The sequence below is a fragment of the Pirellulales bacterium genome, assembly GCA_035939775.1.
In the GTDB taxonomy this organism is placed as follows: Bacteria; Planctomycetota; Planctomycetia; order Pirellulales; family DATAWG01; genus DASZFO01.
Genome location: DASZFO010000380.1, coordinates 1 through 25,920, shown reverse-complemented (window position 1 = coordinate 25,920; position 25,920 = coordinate 1). Strand labels below are relative to the sequence as shown.

Annotated in this window: 25 protein-coding genes; 6 read left to right on the top strand and 19 right to left on the bottom strand. The window is 61.3% G+C overall.

Translation table 11 applies throughout. The annotated features are described in order from the left end of the window. Positions 1-65: 65 nt before the first annotated feature. The 4 genes from truA to VGY55_25270 form a co-directional block, all read right to left on the bottom strand. Positions 66-884 (bottom strand): tRNA pseudouridine(38-40) synthase TruA, encoded by an 819-nt coding sequence (gene truA / locus VGY55_25285; protein HEV2973306.1) that lies wholly within the window; start codon positions 882-884, stop codon positions 66-68. 56 nt (positions 885-940) lie between these two features. Then, positions 941-1,990, bottom strand: coding sequence for an aspartate-semialdehyde dehydrogenase (locus VGY55_25280; GenBank protein HEV2973305.1), 1,050 nt, complete (start codon positions 1,988-1,990; stop codon positions 941-943). 119 nt (positions 1,991-2,109) lie between these two features. Continuing rightward, positions 2,110-3,087 carry an HTTM domain-containing protein gene (locus VGY55_25275; protein HEV2973304.1) on the bottom strand — a complete coding sequence of 326 codons (978 nt, stop codon included), beginning with the start codon at positions 3,085-3,087 and terminating at the stop codon, positions 2,110-2,112. Next, a complete protein-coding gene (locus VGY55_25270) occupies positions 3,084-3,695 on the bottom strand; it encodes a hypothetical protein (protein ID HEV2973303.1) in 612 nt (203 codons plus the stop codon). The genes VGY55_25275 and VGY55_25270 overlap by 4 nt, the downstream gene beginning before the upstream one ends. Before the next feature lies 1 nt (position 3,696). Here VGY55_25270 and VGY55_25265 point away from each other — a divergent pair, with 1 nt between their 5' ends. After that, complete coding sequence (locus tag VGY55_25265; protein HEV2973302.1) at positions 3,697-4,047, top strand: hypothetical protein; 351 nt, start codon at positions 3,697-3,699, stop codon at positions 4,045-4,047. Between the two features lie 76 nt (positions 4,048-4,123). Here VGY55_25265 and VGY55_25260 read toward each other — a convergent pair whose 3' ends face one another. Next, the gene (locus tag VGY55_25260) at positions 4,124-5,071 is read right to left on the bottom strand and encodes a TIGR03000 domain-containing protein (protein HEV2973301.1); all 948 of its coding nucleotides are present in this window, start codon (positions 5,069-5,071) and stop codon (positions 4,124-4,126) included. 310 nt (positions 5,072-5,381) lie between these two features. On the opposite strand from VGY55_25260, the gene VGY55_25255 reads away from it, so the two are divergent. Then, a complete protein-coding gene (locus tag VGY55_25255; GenBank protein ID HEV2973300.1) occupies positions 5,382-6,434 on the top strand; it encodes an FtsW/RodA/SpoVE family cell cycle protein in 1,053 nt (350 codons plus the stop codon). A 153-nt stretch (positions 6,435-6,587) separates the two neighbouring features. Here VGY55_25255 and VGY55_25250 read toward each other — a convergent pair whose 3' ends face one another. The 6 genes from VGY55_25250 to VGY55_25225 form a co-directional block, all read right to left on the bottom strand. Continuing rightward, positions 6,588-7,844: a protein-L-isoaspartate(D-aspartate) O-methyltransferase gene (locus VGY55_25250; GenBank protein ID HEV2973299.1), complete on the bottom strand. Its 1,257-nt coding sequence runs from the start codon at positions 7,842-7,844 to the stop codon at positions 6,588-6,590. A gap of 41 nt (positions 7,845-7,885) precedes the next feature. Next, positions 7,886-8,674 carry an FKBP-type peptidyl-prolyl cis-trans isomerase gene (locus VGY55_25245; GenBank protein ID HEV2973298.1) on the bottom strand — a complete coding sequence of 263 codons (789 nt, stop codon included), beginning with the start codon at positions 8,672-8,674 and terminating at the stop codon, positions 7,886-7,888. A gap of 119 nt (positions 8,675-8,793) precedes the next feature. Beyond that, on the bottom strand, positions 8,794-9,720 hold the full coding sequence (locus VGY55_25240) for an ABC transporter ATP-binding protein (GenBank protein ID HEV2973297.1): 927 nt from the start codon (positions 9,718-9,720) through the stop codon (positions 8,794-8,796). A 73-nt stretch (positions 9,721-9,793) separates the two neighbouring features. Beyond that, positions 9,794-12,007 (bottom strand): hypothetical protein, encoded by a 2,214-nt coding sequence (locus VGY55_25235; GenBank protein HEV2973296.1) that lies wholly within the window; start codon positions 12,005-12,007, stop codon positions 9,794-9,796. 212 nt (positions 12,008-12,219) lie between these two features. Then, a complete protein-coding gene (locus VGY55_25230) occupies positions 12,220-12,345 on the bottom strand; it encodes a hypothetical protein (protein HEV2973295.1) in 126 nt (41 codons plus the stop codon). Continuing rightward, entirely contained in the window at positions 12,323-12,547 is a 225-nt protein-coding gene (locus VGY55_25225; protein HEV2973294.1) for a hypothetical protein, read from the bottom strand. Before VGY55_25225 ends, VGY55_25230 begins: the two co-directional genes overlap by 23 nt. A gap of 277 nt (positions 12,548-12,824) precedes the next feature. Here VGY55_25225 and VGY55_25220 point away from each other — a divergent pair, with 277 nt between their 5' ends. Beyond that, positions 12,825-13,106, top strand: coding sequence for a hypothetical protein (locus VGY55_25220; GenBank protein HEV2973293.1), 282 nt, complete (start codon positions 12,825-12,827; stop codon positions 13,104-13,106). Positions 13,107-13,180: 74 nt separating this feature from the next. Here VGY55_25220 and VGY55_25215 read toward each other — a convergent pair whose 3' ends face one another. From VGY55_25215 to VGY55_25200, 4 genes are all read right to left on the bottom strand, one after another. Next, positions 13,181-13,444: a MazG nucleotide pyrophosphohydrolase domain-containing protein gene (locus VGY55_25215; protein HEV2973292.1), complete on the bottom strand. Its 264-nt coding sequence runs from the start codon at positions 13,442-13,444 to the stop codon at positions 13,181-13,183. A 98-nt stretch (positions 13,445-13,542) separates the two neighbouring features. Next, positions 13,543-16,032 carry a tetratricopeptide repeat protein gene (locus VGY55_25210; protein HEV2973291.1) on the bottom strand — a complete coding sequence of 830 codons (2,490 nt, stop codon included), beginning with the start codon at positions 16,030-16,032 and terminating at the stop codon, positions 13,543-13,545. Between the two features lie 19 nt (positions 16,033-16,051). Further along, positions 16,052-16,891: a Cof-type HAD-IIB family hydrolase gene (locus tag VGY55_25205; GenBank protein ID HEV2973290.1), complete on the bottom strand. Its 840-nt coding sequence runs from the start codon at positions 16,889-16,891 to the stop codon at positions 16,052-16,054. Between the two features lie 3 nt (positions 16,892-16,894). Beyond that, positions 16,895-18,745 (bottom strand): TIGR03960 family B12-binding radical SAM protein, encoded by a 1,851-nt coding sequence (locus VGY55_25200; protein HEV2973289.1) that lies wholly within the window; start codon positions 18,743-18,745, stop codon positions 16,895-16,897. A gap of 125 nt (positions 18,746-18,870) precedes the next feature. Here VGY55_25200 and VGY55_25195 point away from each other — a divergent pair, with 125 nt between their 5' ends. Further along, on the top strand, positions 18,871-19,218 hold the full coding sequence (locus VGY55_25195; protein ID HEV2973288.1) for a Rieske 2Fe-2S domain-containing protein: 348 nt from the start codon (positions 18,871-18,873) through the stop codon (positions 19,216-19,218). Here VGY55_25195 and VGY55_25190 read toward each other — a convergent pair. Continuing rightward, complete coding sequence (locus VGY55_25190; protein ID HEV2973287.1) at positions 19,185-20,603, bottom strand: hypothetical protein; 1,419 nt, start codon at positions 20,601-20,603, stop codon at positions 19,185-19,187. The genes VGY55_25195 and VGY55_25190 overlap by 34 nt on opposite strands. Before the next feature lie 70 nt (positions 20,604-20,673). On the opposite strand from VGY55_25190, the gene VGY55_25185 reads away from it, so the two are divergent. After that, a complete protein-coding gene (locus VGY55_25185; GenBank protein ID HEV2973286.1) occupies positions 20,674-22,218 on the top strand; it encodes a hypothetical protein in 1,545 nt (514 codons plus the stop codon). Positions 22,219-22,312: 94 nt separating this feature from the next. Next, positions 22,313-23,518 carry a 2,3-bisphosphoglycerate-independent phosphoglycerate mutase gene (locus tag VGY55_25180; protein ID HEV2973285.1) on the top strand — a complete coding sequence of 402 codons (1,206 nt, stop codon included), beginning with the start codon at positions 22,313-22,315 and terminating at the stop codon, positions 23,516-23,518. Positions 23,519-23,536: 18 nt separating this feature from the next. Here VGY55_25180 and VGY55_25175 read toward each other — a convergent pair whose 3' ends face one another. The 3 genes from VGY55_25175 to VGY55_25165 all read right to left on the bottom strand — a co-directional run. Continuing rightward, positions 23,537-24,391, bottom strand: a complete 855-nt coding sequence (locus tag VGY55_25175) for a hypothetical protein (protein HEV2973284.1) — start codon at positions 24,389-24,391, stop codon at positions 23,537-23,539. Between the two features lie 120 nt (positions 24,392-24,511). Next, on the bottom strand, positions 24,512-25,225 hold the full coding sequence (locus tag VGY55_25170; protein ID HEV2973283.1) for a PTS sugar transporter subunit IIA: 714 nt from the start codon (positions 25,223-25,225) through the stop codon (positions 24,512-24,514). A 9-nt stretch (positions 25,226-25,234) separates the two neighbouring features. Further along, positions 25,235-25,920: ThiF family adenylyltransferase (locus VGY55_25165; GenBank protein HEV2973282.1), on the bottom strand; the 686-nt coding region annotated here is incomplete at its 5' end.

The window sequence follows — 25,920 nt, the reverse complement described above, 5'->3', positions numbered from 1 at the left end:
GCAGCCTTTAGTGGGTGCAGTTCCCCGGCATTTTTGCCTCCGGATGCCAGGCGATCAGGTTGTCGTCATGGCTCAATCGCAACCTCCCCTTTCCCCTCGTCCCTCGCCCCTCGTCCCTCAAATTCCACGCTAACCAGAAACAATCCCTGCGGGGGCGCGGTCGGGCCGGCGGCGCGGCGATCGCGCGCGGCGAGGACCGCGGCGGGCCAGGTTTCGTCGCGAACGCCGCGGCCAACTTCGACCAGCGTTCCGACGATGTTGCGAACCATATTGTATAGGAACCCGTCCGCCGCCACCTCGATATGAATTTCATCCGCGCCGGCACCACCGCGCCAACCGCTCTGAATCGCCTGGCGGGCAACAGTTAGTTCGAAAACCGTGCGAACGGTGGTCGTGCGTTCCGACCCGCTCGTCTCGAAGCTTGAGAAATCGTGCCGGCCCACCAATGCTTGCGCTGCCCGGTGCATCACGCCAGCATCGAGCGGGCGGAAAACGTGCCAGGCGTAGCGGCGGCTGAAAACGTCGGCAACGAGTCCATCTTGCAACACGTAACGGTATCGCTTTCGCGCGGCATCGCGAATCACATGGAAATCGTACGGCGCTCTTTCGACGGCAATCACGGCCATATCGTCCGGCAACTCCGCGTTCAACGCCCGCGCGAGCACGTCATCGGATAAACGGCTGCCGGTCTCAAAACTGACCGCTTGCCCGAGGGCATGCACTCCGGAGTCGGTCCGGCCGCTGGCGACCACCGAAATTGTCTCGCCCGTGATCTTGCCGAGCACGTCTTGCAGCGTTTGCTGGACGGTGCGCCGGCCCGGTTGAAACTGCCATCCGAGGAAATCAGTTCCGTCGTACGCGATCGTCAATTTGAGCGTGCGCATCGAAAACTGGCACGGCAGGCCCCGATGGACAGATTCGCTTGATGGCAGAGCCACAGCTAAACGCCGACTTTCGCGCCCCTCACGCCTCTCCCCTCGTCCCTGGCCCCTTTGCTCACGAGCAGCTCGGCGATCTGCACGGCATTCGTCGCTGCTCCCTTACGAAGGTTATCGCTGACGCACCAGAACGCCAGACCGTTGGGACTCGACAGATCCTCGCGAATCCGGCCGATGAAGACCTCGTCTCGGCCGTCGCAATTCTTCGGCATCGGGTAGCGCTTCGCGTCGAGATCGTCCACGACCACGATGCCCGGCATTTGCGCGAACAACTCGCGGGCCTCGGCGACCGTGAGCTTGCGCTGCGTCTCGACCAGGATGCTCTCGCTATGGCAATTGCTCACGGGCACGCGCACGCACGTCGGACAGATCTGGATCGTGTCGTCCCCGATGATCTTCCGGGTCTCGTGGACCATCTTCATTTCTTCCGACGTGTAGCCCTCGTGCTTCGACGAGCCGATCTGCGGAATGAGGTTGAACGCGATATCGTGGGCGAATGTCTGGCAAACGTAATCGTCGCCGGCCAAATGGGCCCGGGTGCCGGATTCGAGGTCGCGGCAGCCGCCAAGCCCGGCGCCGCTGGTGGCTTGGTATGTGCTCACGACCACCCGGCGGACGCGCGCCGCATCGTGCAGCGGCTTGATTGCCACAACCATCTGCGTCGTCGAGCAGTTTGGGCTGGCGATGATTCCCTTATGCGCGAAGGCCGCATCGGGATTCACTTCTGGAATCACCAGTGGCACCTCCGGATTCATCCGCCAGTAGCCGCTCTCGTCCACCACGACCGAGCCGCGCTCGACGGCCCAAGGAGCGAAATCGCGAGCGACCTCATCCGGCGTGCTGCCAATGGCCAGGCCGACGCCGGCAAAAGCCTCGGGCGTCAGTTCCTCGACCTTATATGGCCGACCAGCGAACGTGACCGTCTTTCCTGCCGACCGCTCGGAAGCGAGTAGCTTGATCCGCTCGAACGGGAAGTTCCGCTCCTCGAGCAGCTTAAGAATGATCCGCCCGACCGCCCCGGTCGCCCCGACAACAGCAATCGATTCAAACACCGTGCGCTCCCTGAATGACTCTAATCAACCACCGAAAACGCCGTTCGATTCGTGAGAGTATCTGCAACCGAACGGTTTTTCAGTATAAGCCGAAGCGATTCCGGGGTCGAGTCCGCGACTCACGCGGACACGGGTTCCAATTCAACCGCCTCCCCTCCCCTGCCCTGCTCCGTTCGGCGATCGAGGAGCTTGCGGACGAGCGCCGGTGAGATAAAGGCGGCGTTGCCGATCAGCATCACCAGGCCGAAGGTTGGCATGCCGAGCGCAACGGCGATTCCCAGATGGATCGGCACCGCCATCGCGATCACCAGCGGCCGCAACAGCCGCGGCCAGACGAGCACACAATACGAGAGTTCCCAAAAGACGGTCGCATGCGTCAGGAAATTGACCAAGAGGAGATGACCGGCCAGCCATGTCATGTCGAGCGACTGATATTCGAGATTCCCAACCGAGAGCCAGATCGCCGATCCTGCCCACCAACTCTCCCCCGTAAGCTTACCCATTGCCGAAAACAGATACACGATGCACATGTGGATCTGAATCAGCCGAATCGCCAAGTTGGCCCCGACGCTCGGCTGGACTGCTAGCGGCGGCCCTGCCCTGCCCCGCGCCCAGAGACGATCCAGCGAAAAGGCCGCCCCGCTGGGACCGACCATCAGATACATCGCCAACAGCGCATTGATGTCGTCGAGGCCAAACCACGCCAGCGGAACTCGGTTGGCGTACGAGACGGTGATCAGATAGGCAAGCACTGACATCGTGCGGCTGAACAAGCCGACGGTCAACATTGCGAACACCATGAGTGCCGCGATGTGCGCAGTCCAGAGGGTGCCGCTCGCATGAATCCAATCGAAGTAAGTCCATGCGCCGACTCGTTCCGGCATCCGTCCGAGCACGTCCGGCGACAACCAGCCGCGATTGCCAAAAAACGATTCCAGATCGAGCGACCAGATCAGATGCGTGTAGAAGAGCATGCTTCCGGCGAGGATGCGAATCAGGCCCAGCGTGGCCGGATCGGCGGGCATGAACCAGAAGCGGTCCCAGCCGGCGACCGTGGCGCGGAATAAGTCGCGGAAATAATCGGCGAGCAGTTTCACGGCTGCAGTTCCTCGAGCGCTCCACCCTCACTGAATGGCCCCAGCTTGTCCTTGACGCTAAAGAGCGCCGGGTCATCGAGCCGCTGCCGTCCCGCGGCCACGTCATCGGGACGTGGGATGACGTGCTCGACGAGTTCCAGCGTAACTCGCTTCGCGCCGTTGCGGCGCAAAAGTTCATCGGCGTAGGATTTGGCAAACGCTCGGTAAAGCGCTTCTGCATCGCGGGCAGCTTTATTCATCTCTTGGCGCTCTGCCAATGGCACATCCCCTCGACTGTTTTCCAGGAGTTGCTGCCACGCGCCGTAGAGGCCGAAAAGGTGCTCGCTGAGCATGAAGTAGCGGTGATACAGCAGCCGCGGGCGCTCTTGATCGAGATCGGGAAACTTGCCGTCGCGTTTCGATCCATCCGCGAATTCCAGATGATATCGCACGAGGTGGCTCGGACCCGGATCGGGGGCAAAAAAGCGATAGCCGTGGTTTAGGTCGGCGGCATTCACATAGGGGCGAAAGATGCGGGCCGCCTCCAACGACAATTCACTATAGGGAGGCGCCGCGACCAACGCGGCCACGATCGCGGCCGTCAAATGAAACAGGACGAGCGCGCTCACGATGCCGCGCACCGCGGGCGGCCACGATGCCTTGAGCGATTCGTCGGCGGCCCGTGGCGCCAGTCCTGATTTGGCATTGGGATCGCGTGCTACCGGAGACGGATCCGCATCCTGTGTGCGCGCCGATTGCGTGGTCGAACGCTTTTCTGGCTGGGATCGGATTGGTGAGGGCGTCCCCATCAATACACTTTATCGACGGCCGCCGGTACGCCGAATGACCCGGATTGTGCGCGGCCAAATGGTTGTCGAAAGCTGCAAAACCGGCACAAGGGTTTTCATGGTGCCGAGGATCGACGTCCGCTATCGTCGCAGCGCTGTCCGCGTCCTCAGCATTTCAATGTTCGCCAAATGAAAACACCCTCGCGCAGACATCCTGCGCGAGGGTGGTCCAAACTGTCAAGTTGTCTACGAAGTCGCTCTCGCGAAATCTAGCGGGCCGAAGCGACTTCGGACGCGCCAAAATCGAAACTCAATTCGCGGCTTTCGCCGGCCTTCAACGAGATTGTTTGTTCCTTAGTCTCGCCCTGGCTCACGACACGGACCGTGTAGTTGTCCCAAGTCGAACCATCGGCCAGCGCCGTCGTGCTGAACTCACGAACCGGACCGGTCGAACTAGTCTCCTTGCCCGATAGGAACACTTTCGCATCGGACGGCACATTCACTTTCAGCGCGGTCCGCGGGGCTTTGGTCGAAGCAGTCTGCGGAGCACCCGCGAATGAGAACGACACGTTAGCCATGCCGCCGGCCGTCAATTGAGCGATCTTCGTTTCGGTCACCGTCTTGCCATCGCGGATGATCTCGGCTCGCACTTCATACGAGTAACGCTGACCGTCTTCCAGCCCGCGTGAAACATACTGCCGTTCTGCGCCAGTGCTAGTGGTCGCATGGCCGTTGACGAACACTTTGGCGTCGGTGGGAACACTTACCAAGAGATAGCCGGCATCAGGCTGAGCGTAGGTGCTGCCAGGAGTGGGGGGCTTGGGCGCCACCGGAGCGCCAGGGCCCATCGGAGGCGTGGGAGCCATCGGTGCCGAATCTGGAGCGGCCGGAGCGGAGTAATAGACGCCGCCGCTTGATCCCCAACTGCCGCCGCTCGATCCCCAACTACCGCCGCTTGATCCCCAGCTTCCGCCACTCGATCCCCAACTGCCGCCGCTGGATCCCCAGCTACCGCCGCTCGAATAGCACGACACTACGTACCCGCAGCTACCGCAACTTCCCCAGGAGCCGTGCGATCCCCAGCTTCCGCCAGACGAACCGCAGGATCCCCAACTTCCATGGTGGAGATGAGCATCGGCCCGGCCCGCGCCCAGCGCGAGCGTGCCGGCCAATACCGCAAATCCAACCAGCCACTTTGTCAGTTTCAGTCGCAACATCGTGTCTCGCTCCCCCTGTAAAGGTAAAACGGAATCCATAGTCCCACGGGCCTACAAGCAAAGATACAGAGGACTTTTCTTAATTCAAGTAGTTTGGGGGTTTTTTTCCGCAGGGAAAGTCTGGAAATTCTACATAAACTTTGACTAGCACGGCGCAATCTCAAGCGTCATAAGCGATTGCGATTGGGCCCGCTCGCTTGCGCTCCTATAATCCGCACGACCGGTCGCCGCGATCGTTTCTTGATTTACGGCTCAAACACCCTGGTTAGCAATGGTTTCCTGGCGACGGATCCCGTGGGCAATTCCACTCGTGGCTGGCTTGATTATGGCGTGCGGCTGGCTTGGGGTCGCCCGCTGCGAAGAAATCGCCGAAGTGGCGCCGGGAACCGTATGCCATCAGACGGTCTGGTCAATCCTGGCGCTAACGGTCATGTTCGCTGTGGCGGTCCCGAACTATCGGCTGGCAAGTCGCTGGAGCTATGCTGGGTTCGTCACGATGCTTTTGCTCCTGACCGCAGTTTACTTTTTCGCGCCGGTTAACGGCGCTCATCGCTGGATTCGCGCCGGCGGCGTTGGATTCCAGCCATCCGAGTTCGCGAAGATCGCGTTCGTGGTGGCGCTGGCGCGCTATTTGGCGTATCGCGACACGGGTCGGCAGTTTAGCGGTCTGGTCGCGCCGCTGGCGATGACGCTCGTGCCGCTGTGGCTGATTCTCAAAGAACCCGATCTAGGAACTTCGCTCGTCTTCGTGCCGGTGCTGCTGGCCATGACGCTTGCGGCCGGTGCGCGGCTGCCGCATCTGGTTGCCATTATCTTGCTCGGCGTGGCAACGATTCCTGCGCTCTGGTCGCAAATGAGCGGCGATCAGCGGTCGCGGGTGACGGCGCTTTGGGAACAGAACCTCCCCCGGCAGTCGCCGACCCCGGCCGGCTATCATCTGCATCAGGCAAAGCGGATGTTTGCGTTGGGGGGCTGGCGGGGAAGCGCGATTGAAACCGACGTGGACGACGCAGCGATCGACCGCCGGGTTCCCGAACCGCACACCGACTCGATCTTCAGCGTGCTTGGCGAACGATATGGGATCATCGGCTGCGGAATCGTTCTCCTGCTCTACTTTCTATTGGTTTGGCGCGGACTGGCAATCGCGCAAGAGACACGAGAAGCGTTCGGCCGGCTCCTCGTGGTGGGAGTGATGGCGATGATCGCGTTCCAGGCGGCAGTCAACACCGGGATGCTCGCTGGACTTTTTCCAATTACCGGGTTGCCCCTGCCGCTCATCAGCTATGGTGGATCGGGGTTGATCGCCAATGCGCTCGGGCTGGGGTTAGTGGTCAACGTCGGCTCGCGGCCCGGATATCAATGAACCATGAACGGAACCGTCAGAAGCGAATTCACTTCGTCAGGGTGTGTCAAGCGGTCCTCCGCGCAGAGGCACCGTGGGCTCGATTGCGCGGTCAACATCGGTGCGTCGGCGCTTCGCTTGACACATCCTACCTCTTTCGTCAGCCCGCGCGCTTCATTTGGCGCTACTGATCGCGTGGAGCTGAACATCGTCGTAGGAGACTTCCCCCGTCGCCCCTAAGAGGCCGATGTGGATGAGCGCCTCGCGCGCCGCGGCCGGCACCTTGAATCGAGCCTGTTTCTTCTGCCACCCGAAATTGGCGGGGAAATCGCCGATGAAATCGCGCCCCAGGATTTTGCGATTCTCGTCGTAATAAGTGACGGATACCTGCGGCTGATCGTTTTCTCGCGACGGTCCATAGCGAATGTTTCTGCCGCGGACCATGCTCGAAACCTCGATCTCGCGAACCTGGCGACCGTCGATCGCAAAACCTTGCATAGCTCGGCAGCCGCGTCCTGGCTCTGTGTTCGAGAAAGTCACGTAGCGCTGGCCGTCGGGGGCGGCTTTGTCGGTCACGACCTTCATTTGCCGGCAGTAATACCAGCCGACCGGCTCCCCGGCCGTTCCCGTGATTTCCTCGAAGCTGCCGTTGACGAGCTTCGGATGAAGCGGATCGGGCTTCACCTGCCGCTGATCTTCCGCCTTGCCGGTCATCGGAACAAAGAGCGTCGGAAGCAGCGCTTCTGATTTGAGCTTGCCCTCCTCCTTCTTGAACAGATACAGCACCTGCTCGTATCGCTCGCCGACCGGAACGAGCATCCGGCCCCCTTCCTTGAGTTGATCGACTAGCGCCTGCGGCACCTTTTCCGGAGAGCAAGTGACGATGATCTTGTCGAAAGGGGCTTGATCGGGCCAACCGAGATAGCCGTCGCCGATCTTGGTGTGAACGTTCGCGTATTTGAGCCGCTTGAGCGTCGCCTCGGCATGCTTGCCGAGTCGCTCGACTATCTCGATCGAGTAGACGTCCTTGACCAACGGGCTGAGCACCGCCGCCTGATAGCCGCTGCCAGTGCCGATTTCAAGCACTTTGTCGTTTGGCTGGGGATCGAGCTGCTCGGTCATATAGGCCACGATCACGGGGGGCGAGATCGTCTGCCCGTCGCCGATCGGCAACGACATGTCGTAATAGGCCAGCGGCCATTGCGATTGGGTAACGAACTCGTGCCGCGGCGTCGCCCGCATCGACTGCACTACGCGTGGATCCTTGACCCCCGCGGCAATCACCTCCTCATCGACCATCCGGTTACGGGCTTCCTCCAATCCCTGCTTGGAAAGCTTGGCCGTCGGCTTGACTTGCGCGCGCGAGAGATTCGGCGGCAACGCGATGGCAGCCGCGACGGCAAGAACGAAAGGCCAACGCACGGGTGCCATGCCCACGCGAGCGTCAATCGGCGGTCTACTTTCTACTTTTTTCATTGGTTCTGTCCGGGCAATGTCTCCCCGTTGGCGGCGGCTGGCTTCACGTCCAACAATTCGATGTCGAAGATCAGCGTGGCATTCGGCGGGATGTCTTGGCCCATCCCTTGTTCGCCGTAGGCCAAATCCGACGGGATGAATAGCTGCCACTTATCTCCGACCTTCATCAACTGCAACGCTTCCGTCCAGCCTTTGATTACGCGATTGACGGGAAACTTGGCCGGCTCGTTGCGGCGATAGGAGCTGTCGAACTCGGTGCCGTCGAGGAAAGTGCCCCGATAATGCGTCGTGACGATGTCGGTCTTTCGCGGCGTCGCCCCGTTCCCTTCCTTGACCACTTTGTACTGAAGTCCGCTGGGGAGCGTCTTCACCCCTTCCTTCTTTTTGTTGTCGGCGAGAAAGGCATCGCCGTCTTTCTTATTCCTCTCGGCCAGCCTTGTCATCATTTCTTGTGCCCGCGCGGTGGCCGTCTTCTGAAGGTCGGCCATCGCCGCGGCCAATTCCTTGTCGGAGAGCATCGGCTTGCTTCCCCCCAAGGCGTCGGTGAGTCCCCTGACCAGCGAATTGGCATCGACTTCCAGGCCCTGAGCCTTCAGACCGCGGCCAATATCGATGCCGACAGCGTAACTGGAACGTTCTTTGCCAGTTTTCGGGGCGGTGCTGTCCGCGCCGCCAGAAGGTGCCGCCGTATCGGCTGGTCCGGACCTTTGGGGCTGCTGAGCCTTGGTCACTCCCGCGATCGTCGACAACGCTATTGCAAATCCTAAAATCCAGCGTAACTGCATGGTTCGTTTCCTTTGAGAAATAGGCCGCTTGCCTCTGTTCGGAGCCACGATCGCTCCACATCGAATTCTAGCGTATCGCCCACGGTTCGGGGTATGCGGATTGGGGGATATGGGCAAAACTAGGCCGTGATTCCCTTGGTAAGCGCCATGAAGGCGGTCTCAAGGTTCAATTCGTCTTCGCGCAAGAGTGTCAGCTTGTGCCCGGCGGAGATCAACAAGCCGGCGAAATCGCTGTAGTCCGTGATTCCTTCGCGAAGAGTGACGGAAACCAGGCCGTCGCGCAGCTCGATCTGCTGGACGTGCGGATGTTGCTCGAGCAAGCGGGCGGCGGGCTGCTGGTCGCCCGCGATCGAGATTTGCAGCACCACCTGGCGGCGGACTAGCTTCATCACCTCGCCCACGTCCGCGTTCACCAACAGTTCTCCCTTTTCGATGATCCCGATCTTATTGCACATGTCGGCCAGCTCGGGCAAGATGTGGCTGGAGACCATGATCGTCTTGCCCGACTGACCGAGGTGCTTGATCACTCGGCGAATCTCGATCCGCACCCGCGGATCGAGCCCGCTGGCCGGCTCGTCGAGCAGGAGCACTTGCGGATCATGCAGCAACACGCGGGCCAGCCCGAGCCTTTGCGTCATGCCGCGCGAGAGACTCGTGGCCAGCGCGTCGCGCTTGTAGTCCAGTCCCACCAGATCGAGCACCTCGTTGCAAATCTTTCGCCGCTTTGGGCCGCTGATGCGATAGGCGGCGGCAAAGAACTCCAGATACTCGATCACCTTCATGTCGTCGTAGACGCCGAAGAAATCGGGCATGAAGCCAATCAGCCGGCGAATCTCTTTCGGCCGCGTGTAGATCGAGTTGCCGCAGATGTAGGCCTCGCCCCAGGTGGGGTTCAAGAGCGTGGCCAGAATCTTCATCGCCGTGGTCTTGCCGGCCCCGTTGGGTCCGATGAAGCCGAACACGTCCCCCGGCTCGAGCTTGATGTCGAGCGACTTGACGGCGAACAGCTCGCCGTATTTTTTCGTCAGATCGCGAGTTTCAATCATCGGGGGAAGCCGGAGGTCGGAGGCCGGAGCAAGTCTGTTTAGCCGAGACGCGCCGGCGGAGCGCGGACGGCAGTTACGGATTTAATCGCTCGCCCAGAGTCTGCGCCGGCATCACTTTCTGTACGGGCAATAGGAAGCGGTAGATCGCGAGGTGCTCGGCGGAGGAATCGTGCGGGAGCGGCTGGCCGTCGACGCTTAGCACTGCCGCCGGCGGACCGAACCCCACCAGCACGGCCCGCCCCAGCGCCAGTTCGTCGCTGAAATCCAATTCGTGCTGATTTCGATTCAAAAGCCCCGCGTACTTCCGCCCTCCAGCCATCTTGTAGAACATCATGATTTGAAGGATCCGCGCGCGATCCAAGCTATTGCGATCGTAGGGATTGGTCTGGTCCTTTTCGTTGACGACGTGGCGTTCGGTGAGGTAGGTCTCGGCGGTGCGCGGATCGAGCCGTTCGACATCAATCGGCTTGGCGGCGGAAAACGAATCGAACACGTAAGCCCACCGGTCGTAGAACAGAACGCAATGGGTCAGCTCGAATGGATTGGCGGCACTCTCGGCCAGCCGAATTGTGCCAGTTAACTGCCGATCAGCGTTCTCGTGAAGATCGCCCGTGACGATCCAATTGCCTGGCGAGGTCCAGCGGGCGGCAAAGCATTTGCTCGACCAGGTGGCCAGTGGCACCGGCCCGAGGGCGCCGGATCTGGGCGAAAGTTGATACGGCTGAGTGAACAGCGGCAACTCCGTCGGCGGCGAATTCATTCCGCCCAGCCCGTTGCCGGGCAAGCCGAGCCAGCTCAATTGTGTTTCGACGGGCTCGCCGTGCGGACCAGGCCAGCTCGGGCGAAGATCGAGGGAATAGGTTTGGCTTGAAGGGCTGTAGACGCTGAGCCAACTGTTGCCGCGAGCCAATCCGGTTTCGACATCGACGTCGAGCACGTCCGCTTCGCTGCCGTGCGGCCGATCCCCTTTCCAGCGCGATCCAAGCAGGCAAGCGCCAAGTGAAACCGATCCGACAATGATTCCTAGTCGAATCCAAGGCCACGTCGCGCCGCCGGGCGAATGGCGCCCCAACAGCTTGACGCCCAGGAGATAATCGAGCGGGAAGAGCAGAAGCACATATCCGACCGCCAGCGAGGCCACCAGCCAAAACGGAACCAGTTGCACATTGGGAAACTGATCGAGTGCGGCACGAAGCTGCCCGATTAGATCGTCATAACCGTACTGCATCCCCTGCCCTCTCGGTTCTCGTGCCGCCGGCGCCGACGAGCCGCCCGACGATCGCCCGAGCAGCGCGTCAAGGAACTCGGACCGCGCCTTCCAGCGACTAATTGGCGGCTCATCGAGATCGACCGCCACGAAAGTCGACAAGCCAAAGCCAACTCCCGATCGCACCACGAGGGGAATATCGTCCGAAGCCTCGACTTCGCCACGAATGGCTTCCAACTTTGCAACGTCGATCGTTGCGTGATCGCCGCCTTCCTCGGCCGCCAACGGCGCCGACGTGCCGGCGAAATTCTCCAGCGCGGCGAACGGTCGTCGTTGGATCGTCGTGATAAACTTCCCGGGCGCGAAGCGCGCGAGCGGCTTTCCGGTGGTCAGCAGATCGGACCCATTGGCGCCCACCGAGATCAGCATCCGCCCTCCCAGTCGCAGCCAGCGCCCGAGCGCGTCGAGCGTTGCCGCGGAAAGCCCATGGAAAACCCCTGCCTTTCCGGTCGTCATCACGATGAGATCGACGCCGTCGTAGGCGAACCAACGGTCGGGCCATTGGTTCGGATCATCGAGATAAACGACCGCTGTGTCCTCGGGGTCTCCCTCCTCGCTAAAGCGGACCGAGGGGCCCAGTTGCAGTGGTGATCCCAGCTCGAGAATCAGCTTGGCCGCGCCTGATTTGCTCTTCGACCCGAGCGCCGCCGGCACTTCATCACCCGAAAACGTCCGCTCGGCTATGGCCGCGCCGTATTCAGTCGCCCGCAGCGCGACCACGATCGGCGCGTGCGGCCGACCGGGTTTGATAAAGAGTCGCGTCCCCTTTTTTTCACCCGCCTTCAGCGAAACTCCGCGCTCGACGACTCGCGTCGGCGCCCCATCGCCGTCGGGAACGACGACCTCGAGATCGCCATGAATGCCCTGAGAGCCAGCCGAGAGGATCACCTCAATCGGCGTCCAAAAGCCGACTTTGTAGTGCCCAGCGAATCCGACGCGAATGGATTCAATCGTTGCCGGCGCGGGCTCGGCGGCTCGCGCAAGTGATATTTGCGATGTCACCGCCAACAACGTGAACATCAGATGTGGAGCAGCGAGGCGCATATTTCCATTTCGCGGTCTCGCACTCATTCGATTTCAATCCGATAACTCACTACCCAAAGTTCGAGTTGTTCGAGCCGGATCTTCCACCGCTCTTTGAACTCACGAACCCAGGCTCGGTTCACGGCGGTGTCTGGGACGTCCACCACAAGTCGCGTCAAATCGTCACGATACGTCACGCCGCTTTGTCTTCAACGCCCTTCAACCACTTGTGTTTCATAACTGCCGGCCCCGAAATGCTCCACCACTTCGATGAACGCCTCGGCCCACCATTCGCCCGGCACTTCGCGGCCGTCATTGAATCGGAGCGGAAGCATCACCTCGTACCGCCGCCACCTGTTGCTCATAGGTTGTCTTGCCCTTGACAGTAAATGGGATATTCTGGTCGGCTAACGCTTCCAGCGCCGCCTCGGGCACGAAATGGTCGCCCGCGCGATTCGCGCGGCCGGAAAAGCGGCCGATCAAGAACGCCAACGCACGCTTCTCAGTTTCGCGGTCGGGAAAAGTGATCGTTATCATTTCTAGAATCTCTCAGAATCGCAATCGGATGGCACGGGATCGGAGACGCATTGACCACGAGTACCCTCAAATTCTACCGGCGAAAACGGACCGCAGCAACTCAAGCGGCCATCGGGCAGTCTTATAGAGGGGGGTGAGGTTTAAGTGTCTGTGTGTTCAGGCGGCTCGGAGTTGTATGGGATCCTAAAATGACTCCCAGCCGCTTCCGATTCAGCCTGCCGACACTGCTGATCGGCGTCACGCCGTGGGGCACCTTAACCGCCGCAGCCGAAGTGCCATGAAAGTATTCGCGTCAATTCGGGATCGACCAACGAGGATCACCGGCTGGCCCCATAGTGGCTGGCGGGGTGCAGACCCAACTGATGCCGAGGCCAAGCAACTGCCGTTCGGATTCGACATCACGGACGACGGGGCGGGCAATTATCTGCTGGTCTACTATTCGTCCGACCGCGTGTATGTTGCAGACACGTGGCACGAGACACTCGCCGAGGCTTACGCTTCAGCCGAGGAGAGCTTTGGGGTGCGGCGCGATGAATGGGGGCCGGGCAAGTCCGCTTAATGTATTTACGCGTTGGTATGGCCTGCACACAAGATTCACCCACTACTGGCCGACGGACGCCACAACCGGCGAGTTCATGGCTTCTCCGCATCGGCGCAGGTGCAGACCAATTGGCCACAGCCGGGGCAGCCCGTGCCGTACTTTAGAGCGACGGCTTCGCTCAGATCGACTCCGACGACATTGGCGATCGTGGCCAGCCAGGCGAGCACGTCGGCGAATTCGCCGAGCCGCTCTTCGTGGGTGCCGCTGCGCAGTGCCCCGGCCAACTCGCCGACCTCTTCGATCAGCCACATGAAGGTGCCGTCCACGCCGCGAGCGAGGTCCTTTTTCAGGTACATGTCGCGGATCAATTGCTGAAAGCTCGACAGCGTGAAGGCATGCGGCGAGTCGCCGCGCGCTGCGCTTCCAGGGGCAGAATCGCCGAATGATGCGCCGCTCACGGTTTCAGTTTCTCCAACATTTCGGCGGCGCCGGGAAAGTTTGCGTCCACTGCCAGGATCGCGTTGAGCGCTCCCCTGCCCTTTTCAGTTTGACCGGCGCGGACGTATGCGTCGGCCAGGGAGAGTTGCAGGCTGAGGGTCTTCGGCTCCAGCTTGACCGCCGCTTCGAGTTCTTCCACGGCGGCTGCATATTCTTGCCGACCGAGCAGCGCCTCGGCAAGCGTCTCGTGCGAATCCACATCTTGTACGTCGATAAACAGGCTTTGTTTGGCCCAGCAGGCGGCTGAATCGTAGTTTTTCTCCGCGAGAGCCAATTGCGCCAGCTTCTTCCGCATCGGCAAATCGTCGGGATCCAATTCCACCAGCTTGACGAGCACGTTGAATAGCTTCTGATCTTCGCCCGCCTTCAGATACTCCCGCGCGAGTGCCTTGAGCGACTGGACGCCTCGCCGGCTTTGCCCAATGCCCGCGACAATCTTTTTCAGATACTCGACGTATCCCTTCTCGAAATCGGCCGGCTCGAATCCGAACGAACGGCGGATGGCAGTGCGCGTGTTCACATTGTCGGAATAGCCGGCGAGCATCTTGGCCAGTGCGTCGGGCCCGAAGCGGTCGAGCATGTAGTCGGCATACAACTCCGCCTGGCAATAGGCCATCGCCCAGTCGTCGCTCGATTTCGGACGAATGAACCCCGAGTCGATTGTTTCGAGGTTGTAGAGCTTTCCTTTCGCCATCCGATCGACGAGCAGACTATCCCACTGCGGCGGCCGCGGAAAGCCCTCGTTCTGCACCGCCAGGGCCTCCGTGAACCAATGCGGGATGTTGAAGTTCGTTTGCTGGAGGTTCACGACGTGCACGAATTCATGCCGCAGCACACGCGCCCAATTGAACTTGTGCGGCCCGTCGTTCGGCGATTGCATGGCCACCATTCGCCCGGCGCAGGCCCCGACCGTGCCAATGTACGGCAGGCCGACCATCCGAGCGCTGAACCAGCCGTGTCCGTTAGTATTCTTCGCGCGGCTGAAAATCTCGAACAGCGACTTCCCCTCGGGCTGAAAACCGAATTTCTTGACCAACTGCGGATAGACCTCGCCTTCGAGGTATTTCGCCGCATTGTGCGCCAGGAATTCGTCCTGAGCGCGGTCGAACTTGATGACGAAATGGTCCGTCTCGATCGTGGCGTAGCCGGCAAGCACGTCGAGTACCTTGAGCGTGTTGCTCACGCGGACATTGAACGGGTCGATATCGAACGATTCGCGGAGCAGCTTGTCGGCCTCGATCTCATTGCCGAGTCTCATGGTGACCAGCCCCAATTGCCCGCGCGGAGCGACAAGCTGCGGCATGTGCTCGATCGCCGCGCGATAGAAACGGGCGGCGTCCGGATAGCGGCTGAGTCGATCCAGCCCGTCGGCCAGCGCCGTGAAGAACTCTCCGGCGTGCGGATTGTGGGTGGAAACTTCGTCGATCAGCCGGCCGAGCCGAGTGCCGGCGACTTTCTCGGGCACGCCGTCCATTCCGGCGTACGCAGCCGCGAGCCGGCCGAGCGTTCGCTCGTCGAGCGGATTGAGCTTGAGCGTTTCCTTGAGTGATTCGACTGCTTCCGCCGGCTCGAAATTGGCAAGTTGCACATCGGCCTGAAGCTGCCGCGCCCAGAGGAGCCGCGGATTGATTTCCAGCGCTCGCTTGATCGATGCGTGCGCCTCGGACAGTTCGAAATTCTGCAAAGCGAGGCTGGCGAGGGCGGCGTGGACTTCGGCCGCCTGCGGATTGATCGCCAACGCCGCTTTGAATTCTGCGGCAGCGTCGGCCTGATTGAACTTCTCCAAATAGAGCAGCCCCGCCTCGTAATGGACCGGCCAATAGTCTTTGTCGAGCTTGAGAATGTCGGGATACAGTTCGTTGACAAGAAAATGGAATTGGTCGCTCTGCCGAGTCCAGCGGGCGTATTGAGCGGCGCACAAGCCAATGTACCGCAGCGCGTCTGGGTCCTTGATCTCATCCGCAGAATTGTGGAAATCCACGAGCCGCTTGTAGATTCTCTGAGCCTCATCGAGCCGACCTTCGCGACAACGCAGTTCCGCAAGGGTCCATTTCGCTTGGGCGGCGGCAGGCATCTCATTGGGCCACCCGCAAATCGTGAAGAGCGCCCGATCTTCGGCTTCCCTGTAATCCCCTCGCTCCAAGGCCAATCGGGCCAACTCGGCATGAATCTCGCCGTTTGCGTTACGCTTTTTCGCTGCTGCTTCAAGGAGCGTCACCGCCTCGTCCGTCTTACCGACGGACGATAGGCAGCGAGCGGCTCCAACCACCGCCGCCGGCTCCTTCTCCGCCAATTGGCCGAACATCTCACCAGCCTCGGCGTACGCGCCTCTGAGAAATAGTCGCTGCGCATCGGCTAGCGACGGGTCGGCCGCGCGAGCGGTGGCGGTTATCGCGGCCAGTAACAGCGCCGCTGCTGAGAGTTGATGAGCTTTGCGCATTTCCATTGAGAGACTTATCCTGTCTCTAGTCTAACAGCAGCCAATCGACCACGGCCACCAGCCCATCGCTGTCGTGCCCCGGCGCCACTCGGTCGGCTGCTGCCTTGACTTCGTCCAAGGCATTGCCCATCGCCACGCCTAAGCCGGCGCCGAGGATCATCGGAATGTCGTTCACGTCATCGCCGACGGCACAGATTTCCTCGCGGGCGATTCCGCTTTGCTCGGCCACGTGCAGCACGCCAGACCATTTGCTCACGCCCGCCGGGGCGATCTCGCACATGAAGCCCGTATATCGCGGGCTACGGAGCACGTGGATCGTCAGGTCTTCGTTCCACTTGGCCTGCAATTCGTCGGCCACGCGAAGCATTTGCGATTTCGTTCCCATTGCGAAGCCGGCGAAAACGGCGGCGGGAGGCGCGGTCATCAGTTCGGGCAGGACACGGCCACATTCCGGATTGAGTCGATAAAACTCCGCCAATTCCGCTTGCTCCACTTCCAGTCGCGGACAGTAGAAATCGAACCCTTCGGCATAGCTATCGGTATAAAGCACGGCGTCGTAACCGGATCGCATTAAATGCGCGAGCGTGCCGCGAAGCGCTGCGGGGTGAAACTCGGCGCGATAGAGCGTCTGATGATCGAGTGGCCGTTTGACGAGCGCCCCACTGGCCGTCACCAGCGGCAGATCGAGTTCGAGACGGTCGACGAATTGGAGTGATCGACTATAGCGCCGGCCAGTGGCGAGCACCACTTGAATCTCGGCCTGCCGCGCCCGCCGAATCGCTTCCCGCGTGGCCGGCGTGAGTTCCTCGCGGCTATTGATCAGCGTACCGTCGATGTCGAGGGCCAAAAGGCGAAATGCCGGCATTGCTCACACCGCCCCGGCCATCGCCTCGAGTTGCACGACCGCGCGAAGCTGCTCTTTCTCCAAATACGTCCGCCCTTTCTTCACATTGATGTGGTCCCAGGGCAAGCGATCCCCAATCGGCGACGCGCGATGCACGAGCGATGCGAAATCCATCCCTGCCCTCCCCTGCCCCACATCGGCCAGCGCTTTCCACCACAAATCCGCATCAAGCCGCTCGGCCCAGCTATCGAGCCGCGCCCCGCGTCGCCAGGCCAGCTCGACCACGTCGGCCAGTCGCCGATCGCCGCGGCTGAGCAAGCCTTCGAGCAAGCTCGTCTCGACCGGATGGCATTTCAACTGCACGCTGCGAATCTTCAGCCGCCGCCGCATGTGCTGATGGGCCCAATGGAAATACTCGCGAGTCTGCATCCCGTTCCATTGATAGGGAGTGTGGGCCTTGGGTACGAAGTTCGAAACGCTCGCCGTCACCTTGGGGAACCGTCCACGGACTTCGCGGCCGATCTGGGCGATCGTCTCGGCCATGTCGACGATGCCGTCGAGATCGACCTCGCGCTCTCCCGGCAGCCCGCAGAGGAAATAGAGCTTCACCTTGTCGAACCCGTTGGCAAACGCCTCGCGGCATCCTTCGTAAAGGTCCTCGTTCTTGATTTTCTTGCGAATTTGCTCCCGCATGTCGTCGCGGGCGACTTCGGGGGCCAGCGTGAGGCTCGAATGTCGATCGGTGCCGATCAGGGCGGCAACGCTCTTCAAGATCTCGTTCACGCGGAGGCTCGGCACCGAAATGCTCACCCCCAGCGGCCGGAACACTTCCTGCATCCGCCGGATGAGCTGCTCGAAATTCGGATAATCGCTCGTCGAAAGTGAAAGGAGCGAAACCTCGTTGAAGCCCGTATTGCGATGCGCCTCAAGCGCTGCCTTGACGATCGTCTCGACCTCACGCACCCGCAGCGGCCGCTTGATCACCGTGCTCTGGCAAAAGCGGCATTGCCACGGGCAGCCGCGCATAATCTCGATCGCGATCCGGTCATGAACGCATTCGACAAACGGCACGATCGGCGCGGCCGGCAGCGGCGTCCCGTCGAAATCGCCGATGATCGAAGGCTCGATCGTCTCGGGCACGTCGGACCGCGTTCGGTTCAGCGCCGCTAGCCGGCCGTCGGCATAGTATTCCGGCTCGTAAAAACGCGGCACATACGCAAACGGCAGCCGCGCGGCCATTTGGGCCAACATCTCTTCTCGCTGCCGTGCGCCCGCCTCGCCACGAGCGAAGCCGCCACTTGCACGGCATTCGTCTTTCAATCGCAGCCACTCGTCGCATAAGAGCGGCAAGCTCGGCTCGCCGTCACCCGTGACAAACAGATCGATGAACGGGGCGAGCGGCTCGGGGTTCTGGGCGCAGGGCCCGCCGGCGATCACCAGCGGATGCTCCATCGTCCGCTCGGCGCCGCGGAGCGGGATGCCGCCCAGGTCGAGCATCGTGAGGATGTTGCTCGTGCAGATTTCGTATTGAAGCGTGAAACCGAAGATGTCGAAATCCGAAAGGGGCGTGAACGTCTCGAGGCTGTAAAGCGGCAGGCCGGCTTCACGGAGCGCTCGCTCCATATCGTCCCACGGCGTGAACGCCCGCTCGCAGACCCAATCGGCCCGATTGTTCATCAGCGTATAGAGCACTTGCAGCCCGTGATGGCTCATCCCGATCGAATAAGTATCGGGAAACGCCAAACAGAGCTTGCCGCGCACGGCGCGATGGTCCTTGCGGACCATGTTCAACTCACCACCGACGTACTGAGCCGGCGTCTGCACGCGCGGCAAGGTGCGGCTGGTGATGCGTTCTTTGAGTTGTGAATTTAACATCACCATAGTATGCCGAATGCGGTGGCCAAAGGACAGAGGATAACGGCCCCCTGGCCGCTAGCAACCATCGCTGAATAGAATATGACGCCCGCGTCGGTCACCTTGTCACCTGTCACCCGGCCACCTTGTCATCTGAATTCACCACCGTTGCCAAAACCGGATCGATCCCGGAAGGCCAAGGCATCACGGTCGTGCTCGGCGATCGGCTGGTGGCGGTTTTCAACTCCGGTGGCGAGTATTTCGCCATTGACGATCTGTGCCCGCACATGGGCGCCTCGCTCGGAGCGGGCGAGGTCGATGAAGGAGTCGTGACCTGTCCGTGGCACGCTTGGCGATTCAAGGTGGCCGACGGCACCTGGTGCGACAACCCGCGGATCAAGATCGACAGCTTCGAGACGCGCGTGGTCGGCGACGAAATCCAAGTCCGCCCGCGCGACGTTCAACCGCGGCCCGATAATGGCGCGCGCTCTTGAACGCCCGCTAAGCGTCGCTCGATCGCGGTAGTCAGTATCAGCATTTGGAATAACTGGCCGAGCGCGCCCTCATCAAGCGCGGGGAGTCGGATATCTACGCTCGGTCGGCCGGCGGCTTTGTCGGCCGCCTTGGCCGCTTGAATTGCCGCCGCGTTTAATTCGGGCAGCGTCTTTCCAGCGAGATTGTCGACCTGATCGTCGTCATGCTGGGTCGCGCCGACGACGATTCGATCGCGGCGCACCGATTCGACTACAAGGTTGATTCTCAATCCGTGAATCTCCGATTTGAAATCTGAAATCTGAGGTTTGAAATCCGAGATTCGAGATTCGCGCATCCGCTCGCACCATGTAACGAGCGTCATCAGCCCCCTGCCCCACATGGCGAACCGCCTCGCCGCCGTCCCGTGAGCATTTCGCATCAACTGGCCAACCATCGCGAAGTCGAGCGGCGGGTTGTCACCGATCGGCGCGGTCCGAAATCGCTCGTTCATCGCGGCCGCTCCTTCCAGAAGCCGCACAACGTCCAATCCCATCACCGAACCGGGCAACAGGCCAACTGCCGAAAAAACCGCCGGCCCCCCTGCCCTGCTCACCGGCACGAACAGCCGCGCCTGCGCCTCATCCTCGCCGCCGCACGATTGCCGCAGCGCATCGAGAAGCACTTTCAGAGTTGCACTCGCCTCCAGGTTCTCCGCGATCTCCGCGTCCTCCGCGTTTCCAATCTGCCCCACCGGTCGCGCGATTGGTTCAGTTGCCGCAGTCCGGGGGCTGACGCCGCCCGGCTCGTCGGTGGAAACTTCCGCCGGTCGTACGGCTAATTCAGTTGCCGGACCGTCCGCCCCGATCGCGATCACACCCCATCGATCGTCGATCGTCGAAGCCGTCCTGCCGTGCCCGAGCAAGTCGAGCAACCCTTGCAGCGCATCGTTGTCGAACTCGCTCCCCGCAAAATAAATCCGCGGCCGCCCGCCGCGGTCACCGCGCCCTTGCTCATTGTGATACGGATGGCAGCAAGCCTCGAACAACGCGCGAGCTGCCAGACAATCGCTCTCGCTCCCAACGGTTACTACGCGATCCACCGTCTCCCGCAGCCGTTTCGCGGTTGCCAATATCCGCCCCAACTCGCTCTTGCCGCGCCGCTGCCGATAATCACCAAGCATCCGCTCCGGCAAATCGATAATCTCCGCCGCGCCCCCCTGCCCTTCCGCGCCAATCGCCGACTTTGATCGCGCCTGATCCAATTCCGCCAAAACCTCGCGCCGCGCAGCTTCCAACCGCGGTACCAGCGCAACCTGATTGTCCCGGCTCAGTCCCGCGGAAACGAACGCTGCCGCCGGGTCAAACCGAATTGGCGCAGACTTTGGATCGAACTTATTACTCGACACGCGGCTCACCGTGGGCGAAAATGGCGGCTTACTATCGCGCGGATCGTTTGAAACTTTACGCGACAGATCAATGCGAAAAAAGCTTATCGTGTTAATCGTCTCTTTACTGCCCTTGCTCGTTTGCGGGTTGGTCTTTGTTGATCATCTTCTCGAAAAACGCGGACGCGCGCACACCAAAATCATCGTCTCGAAGGAAACGACGTACCTACTCGCACCATTGGACAGCCATGGCTACATCGACTACGTCTCCGCAATTAATGAGGCGGCACGCAAAGGCGTTACGACCGAGAACAACGCGGTCGTGTTGCTCTGGCAGACCTTGGGTCCGAGAGACGTGCCGCTGACGATTCGCGATCCGTATTTTAGTCTGCTGGGGACGGCGATGTTGCCGGAGAATGGAGATTACTATAATCCTCCGTCCGACGCCCTGGACAATCAGCGGAAGGAGGCAATGAAGCGTCCCTGGTCGGAAACCGACTTTCCGGAACTGGCGGCATGGCTCACAGCGAACGATAAGTACATCGAAAACTTTCACGAGTGTTCGCGCCGCACGCGATATTTTTCGCCGCTTGTCCCTGGCGAAATGCGACCTCGCGTGATGAGTTCACCCTTGCCGGCCGCACAGAGTTCGCGAGAGTTGGCGTACTCGCTCTCCGCGCGAGCGATGTTAAGAATTCACGGCGGGAAGGTTGACGACGCATTCCAAGATTCGCTGGCTTGCCATCGCTTGGGGCGACTGGTCGGGCAAGGCCCGTCGTTCTGTGAATTGTTGGTCGCGATAAGCTTGGACGAAATCGCCAGGCGCGTCGATCTTGCGATTGCGGAAAACGAGAGCCTTACGGCGGACCAGGCGCAGCGGTTTACTGCCGAACTGAAGAATCTGCCTCCGTTACCGAATGTCTACGAGAAAGTCACGTGGGCCGAAAGGCTGTTATTTCTCGACGCAGTGGCCGCGATTGATCAAAATATCGCGGAAGGGCTGGCGGGCAGGCCGGGTGGCAAGCGATCGGGCTTTTTCCAGAAGCTTGACTTATTCGCGGCTGACGCCTTCATCGATCCAAACGACGCGCTTCGGAGCGGAAATAAATGGTTTGATCGAATGGCCGAGGCCGCCAGTCAGCCGACTTGGCTGAGGTGCCGTGAAGCTTGTGCGGCATTCGATCGCGATTTACGACAGATGGACTCAGATGCAAATGCGCCGTCCGGAGTGGCGGACGTCGCTAACGGCGAAGCGTCGAAAAGGATGGGCGATAAAACCGTGGGACTGCTCTTTCCTGCGGCCGGAATCGCCGTGCAAGCCGTGAACAAGGATCGACAGAGTATCGACTTGGTATATGTCGCGTTCGCACTTGGTGCTTACCGTGCCGACCATGGCCGATTCCCACCAAAACTCGCCGATCTCGCACCCAAGTACGTCTCCGAGATACCGAAGGACATTTTCTCCGATGACGATTTGCATTACCAATCAACCGATCGCGATTACTTGCTCTACAGCGTCGGCCCGAATGGAACCGACGAAAACGGGCGCGACGACGCTTCCAATCCGCCGGGCGACGATGTCGTCGTGCGCGTATCGCGGCAGCAGCCCCCTGACAGCGCCGTGAAAAAACCGTAAACTTTGGATCGCGGAACGTGTCCGTCGCTGATGTCCGCGAAGTTCATCCACCGATTTCGCAGATTGACGCAGATTAGGAAAGCGGAGACGGATTATGGACATGCACGAACTGACCCGCGAGTTGCAGCATAAGAACGATTCCAAGATCGTGATGATCGTGGCCGATGGGCTTGGCGGGTTGCCGATGCAGCCGGGCGGATTGACGGAGTTGGAGACGGCCCAAACGCCGAATCTCGATGCGCTGGCCGCGCGCGGCGTGCTGGGGCTGAGCATTCCGGTCAAGCCGGGGATCGCGCCCGGCAGCGGGCCGGGGCATTTGGGACTGTTCGGTTACGATCCGCTGAAGTATGTGATCGGCCGCGGGGCGCTCGAGGCCACCGGGATCGGCTTCGATCTTGGCCCGCACGACGTGGCGATCCGCGGCAATTTCTGCACGCTCGATGCCGAGGGGCGGATCACCGATCGCCGCGCCGGACGGATTTCGTCCGAGGAAAGCAAGCCGTTGGCGATCCGTTTGCGCGAAGTGAAGATTCAGGGGGTCGAGGTGTTCGTCGAGCCGGTCAAGGAGCATCGGTTCGTGGTTGTGCTCCGAGCAGCGGGACTCGGTGGCGACGTGCATGACACCGATCCGCAGGCGACTGGCGTGCCGCCGCTCGATCCGGTCGCGGCCAAACCGGGCAGCGAGAAAACGGTCGAGGTCGCGAAGCAGTTGATCGCCCAGGCCCGCAGGCTGCTGGCGAGCGAGAAGAAGGCCAATGGCGTGACGCTCCGCGGTTTCTCCGCCAAGCCGGCGTTGCCGAGTTACGAGGAGGTCTATGGCCTGCGAGCGGCCGCGATCGCCGTCTATCCGATGTACAAGGGGCTGGCCAGACTGGTCGGGATGCAGATCGTCGGGCAGGCCCAAACGCTCGCCGAGCAAGTAGCGGTTCTCAAGGAAAACTGGGACTCGTTCGATTTCTTCTTCCTCCATTACAAGTACACCGATTCGACTGGCGAGGATGGCAACTTCGCCGCCAAAGTGAAGCGGATCGAAGAACTCGATGCGGCCATGCCGGGCATCTCGGCCCTCGGCCCGACTGTGCTCATCGTAACCGGCGACCATAGCACGCCGAGCTTCTTGAAGAGCCACAGTTGGCATCCCGTGCCGACGCTATTGGTCTCCGACTGCTGCCGCTCGGACGGCTCGACGAAATTCGGCGAACGCGATGCACTGCGGGGCGGCCTCGGACAATTCGAGGCCAAGTATCTCATGCCGCTCGCGCTGGCAAATGCTGGACGCCTGGCGAAGTATGGCGCGTGAGGGTATTCGCCGTCGGGGTCACATTCGCTCGATTTGGCCGAAGAGATCGTCGAGCCAGAACGGTTTGGATACGATGAGCGTCGCTCCGGCCGCACGAGCGAGATCGCGATCCTCGAGGCGTGGAAAATCCAAGAGCGCTACCAGCGGAACGCCCCCCAGCGCCGATCGCCACGCGGCAAGCTCGCGAGCTTCGTCCAGCGTTCCGCGGGTAGCTTCCCAGATCGCGGCGCGAACGCCCGAGATAAACGGCATCGGCCGGCTGCGAACCCACACCGCGCCAAATCCACGGCGAGCTGCTGCGTCGCAGAGCGCCGAGGCGGTTTCCGCGTTACGGGTGTGAATTGCGAGCAGGCCTCGATTAGAGATGTGCGCCGAATTCGGCCGATCGCGCCGCCGACTCGCATGCGAGGTCCCCTCTCCCAGAGGTAGAGGGAGCAGAACTCCGGGCAGCGCGAGCAACCGGTCCTCGTCGGTCGCCGTCGGTGCCAATCCCCAGACGGGACATTCGCCCGCCGCCGCGCGGGCAAACTCGGGGGCCATGCGGGCAATCCATTGATGCCAGTAATGCCGCAGCGTTCCGGCGAGCGGCTCGCCCGAACAGGTCTGTCCCTCGCACCAACTTCCCAGGACCTCGCTGATCCGTGCCAGCGGCGCCATCCGCCGCAATCCGTCCACCTGGCGCTCAGGAAACTCGCCCGGCCATCTATCGGCCAAGGCGATCAAAGCCGGATCGAAGCCGCCGTGCAGCGACTCGATCGCGCCTTGGATTTCCGCGGCGGTACGCAGCTCCGCGTGCGCTTCAAGCCAGCTACGCACCTCGCGGAACTCCGCCCAATCGGCGTCGCCGATGAACAACACAGCCGTGCGATCCATCTAGTGTCCTCCATGCGACGTGGGGCATGCTGTGCGTGCCGGAACCACGACGATCATAACATCCCGCTGGATTCGGCATGCACAGTACGCCCTACATTCCCGCCTGCCACTCGCCACTTGTCACTTGCCACTCTCCGGCAGTCCCTCTTCAGCTCGTTCGAGCAATTCATGCACAGCCAGCGCATCGGCCGCGGCGCGAAGGTCGGTCAAGAACTCTGCATTGCCAACCAAACGACTGAGCCGGGCCAGCGTTTGCAAGTGGCCCCGATCTTCCACCGAACAGATCAAAAAAAACAGGTCAGTTAGCACGCTGCCGCCGAAGGGGATGCCGCGATCCGTTCGGCCGAAGGCGAGCACTGGCCCACCCAAGATGCTCGCCAGCGGCCGCCGCGGATGTAGCAGCGCCACGCCGTTCTCGAGCGCCGTCGAGTGCAATTCTTCCCGCGCTTGAACGGCGTCGGTCATCCGCGCAGGATCCCAGACAAGCCCCGTGCGGGCGGCCGCGTCGACCATTTCCTTGACGACCGAGCCGCGCGTGCGCGCACCGAGAGGCACGACAATGGCCTCGACCGGTAGACAGTCGGCGATTGATGGCAGCGCCTCCTCGTCGGCAACAGCGGGGCGCAAGAAGCCTTCCAATTCGGTCAGCCCTTCTTCGTCGGACAACCCGATCCGGTTCTCAAGCCAGTGGTGAATCTCAGCTTGCGAGAATCGCCAAACCCCCTGCACCTTGCGGCCCGGCAGCTTCCCGCGCTCTGTCAGCCGCGCGACCTGCGGCGGCGCAAGGTGCAAATAGACAGCGAGACTTTCGATATCGAAATCGTAGTCGGCCATCGTCCGTCCTCACAGCCCGACGTATTTTGCATACAGTGTTCGGGCAGTCGAAATGTCGTCGGTGCCGCCGATGATCGCGCGGCCATCGGGGAAGATGGTTAGAAGGTAATCGTCGACGGCGAGTCGCAACAAGTACGGATTGCGCATCACCTGGCCCGCTGCGGATAGCTTTTCCGCCAACGCCTCGAGCGAGATATTTCCGGCGGCGGGACGGATTTGCACCGCGTTGCGGCCGCAGAGGATGGCCGTTTGGCTGCCGCTGCGGCCGGCAAGCCAAGGATAATCTCCGTCGCGGCAGGTCGGGCAGCCGCGCTCGCGGAGCCGATCGAGACCGACATGCCGGATGCGGTTCTCCCAGAGATCGATCACCGTCAGGGAGCGGCTCGTCGCGGCGCGGTTGCCGCTCAGGATCTTGATCGCCTCGCAAGCCTGAATCGATGCGACGACTCCGATGATCGGCCCCAGCACGCCGGCTGTGTCGCAAGTCGGCATTGTCCCCGGCGGCGGAGACTCTGAAATGAGGCATCGCAGGCAGGGCGTTTCGCCGGGCAAGATCGTCATCGTCTGTCCCGAGGCCCCGATCGCTCCGCCGTAGACCCACGGCAATCTGCGCTTGAGCGCCGCTTCGTTCACGAGAAACCGGGTCTCGAAATTATCGGTCCCGTCGAGCACTAGATCGACGCCGGCGCATAATT